The following is a 1,920-nucleotide window of genomic DNA, read 5'->3' on the forward strand; positions in this document are numbered from 1 at the left end:
CCGCGGCCGTGCTGGGTGACTTTGCCGTGGGCCAGCAGGAACAGGGTGTCCAGCGGGGTGTCGGCGTCGACGATGGTGGCGCCGGGTTCGTATTCGCGTTGTTCGAACGCCTCGGCCAGGGCACTCAACGCCGTTTCGTCGCCGAAGCCGCGCAGGAGTTCGAGTTCGGTGAGTTCGGCGGGGACGACTTGGACGCGGGCGCCGGTGTTGTAGAAGGAGACTTTGCCGTCGCCGACGGTGTAGGTGAGGCGGCGGTTGACGCGGTAGCTGCCGGCGGGGACGTCGACCCAGGGGAGCTGGGAGAGCAGCCAGCGGGTGGTGATGCCGCGCATCTGCGGCAGGGTTTTGGTCGTCGTGGTCAGCGTCCGCGCGGCTTTGACGCCCAGCGACAACTGTTCTTCGGTAACGGTCAAGGGTTCACGCGCCGATCGGGTTCGGGTGCGGCGGGCTTGGGCACGACGCGGGCGGCGGCCGTCCCGAGCCCGGTCGGCCCGAAGGCCGACGGCGGCAGGCCGGGCCCGGGGCGCGGCGGTTCGGCGTCGGGCTTGCGGGGCGGGGTCGTCGGTTCCGCCATCACGCCTCCCGGCCGAGTTCGACGCTTTCCAGTACCGCCAGGGCATCGGGCACCAGTACGGCGGCGGAGTAGTACGCCGACACGAGGTAGGAGATGATGGCTTGTTCGCTGATGCCCATGAATCGCACGTTCAGCCCCGGCTGGTATTCGTCCGGCAGCCCGGTCTGGTGCAGTCCGACCACGCCTTGGGCTTGTTCGCCGGTGCGCATCAGCAGGATGGAGCTGGTGCGGGTGTCGGAGACGGGGATTTTGTTGCACGGCAGGATCGGGATTCCGCGCCAGGCGGGGACGTGGTGCCCGCCGAGGTCGACGGCGTCGGGATACAGACCGGCCTTGGTGCATTCGCGGCCGAACGCGGCGATGGTCTTGGGGTGGGCGAGGAAGACTCCGGGGTCTTTCCAGACCAGGGCGAGCAGTTCGTCGAGGTCGTCGGGGGTGGGTGGGCCGGTGCGGGTGGGGATGCGCTGGGCGAAGTCGGCGTTGTGCAGCAGCCCGAAGCCGGTGTTGTTGATCAGTTCGTGTTCCTGGCGTTCCCGCAGGGCTTCGACGGTGAGCCGGAGTTGTTGTTCGATCTGGTTCATCGGCTGGTTGTAGAGGTCCGCGACGCGGGAGTGGACGCGTAGGACGGTCTGGGCGACGGAGAGTTCGTATTCCCGGGGTCGGGCGTCGTAGTCGACGAAGGTGCCGGGCAGGGTGGGTTCGCCGTCGTGGCCGGAGGCGAGGGAGATTTCGGCTTCGCCGTGGTCGTTGCGGGCGTTCGAGCCGCCGGCGACGTAGGCGTCGAGGTGGGCTTGCAGGGTTTCGGAGCGGGAGAGGACGTCTTCGAAGACGGGCCTGGGGAGGGACAGGACGGTGCAGGTGGTGACGGCTTTGGCGGTGAATTCCCAGATCCCGTCGCCGCGGATGAGGGTGGTTTCGCCGAAGTAGTCGCCGTCGGCGAGGGTGCCGAGGACGGTCTGGTCGCCGTAGGCGCCGGTGCCGACTTTGGTGATCTTGCCGTGGGCGATGAGGAAGACCTGGTCGGCTTGGGAGCCGAATTCGACGAGGGCGTCGCCGGGTTCGTAGTCGTGCTGGGTGAAGCGGGAGGCGAGTTCGGTGAGGACGTCTTCGTCGTCGTAGCCGCGCAGGGGGGCGAGTTCGCCGAGTTCGGGTGGGATGACGCGGACCTCGGCGCCGGTGGTGGTGAAGGTGACGCGGCCGTCGCCGACGGAGTAGGACAGGCGGCGGTTGACGCGGTAGGCGCCGCCGGACACTTCGACCCAGGGCAGGATTTTGAGCAGCCAGCGGGAGGAGATGCCCTGCATCTGGGGGACCGACTTGGTCGTGGTCGCCAGGGTGCGGGCGGC

Annotated in this window: 2 protein-coding genes and 1 pseudogene; all 3 read right to left on the reverse strand. The window is 68.6% G+C overall.

The window, feature by feature from the left end; all coding sequences use genetic code 11:
* Positions 1-413, reverse strand: a pseudogene (locus ABFJ78_RS50130) (Crp/Fnr family transcriptional regulator); the annotation flags it as partial.
* Entirely contained in the window at positions 410-574 is a 165-nt protein-coding gene (locus ABFJ78_RS50135) for a hypothetical protein (RefSeq protein WP_436394695.1), read from the reverse strand. The gene ABFJ78_RS50135 and the pseudogene ABFJ78_RS50130, both read right to left, overlap by 4 nt.
* Positions 574-1,920 (reverse strand): family 2B encapsulin nanocompartment shell protein (locus ABFJ78_RS50140; RefSeq protein WP_436394696.1); only part of this gene is annotated, 1,347 nt, incomplete at its 5' end. The genes ABFJ78_RS50135 and ABFJ78_RS50140, both read right to left, overlap by 1 nt.

Origin of the sequence: Amycolatopsis sp. MEPSY49, from assembly GCF_051337345.1 — a bacterium.
Lineage (GTDB): Bacteria > Actinomycetota > Actinomycetes > Mycobacteriales > Pseudonocardiaceae > Amycolatopsis.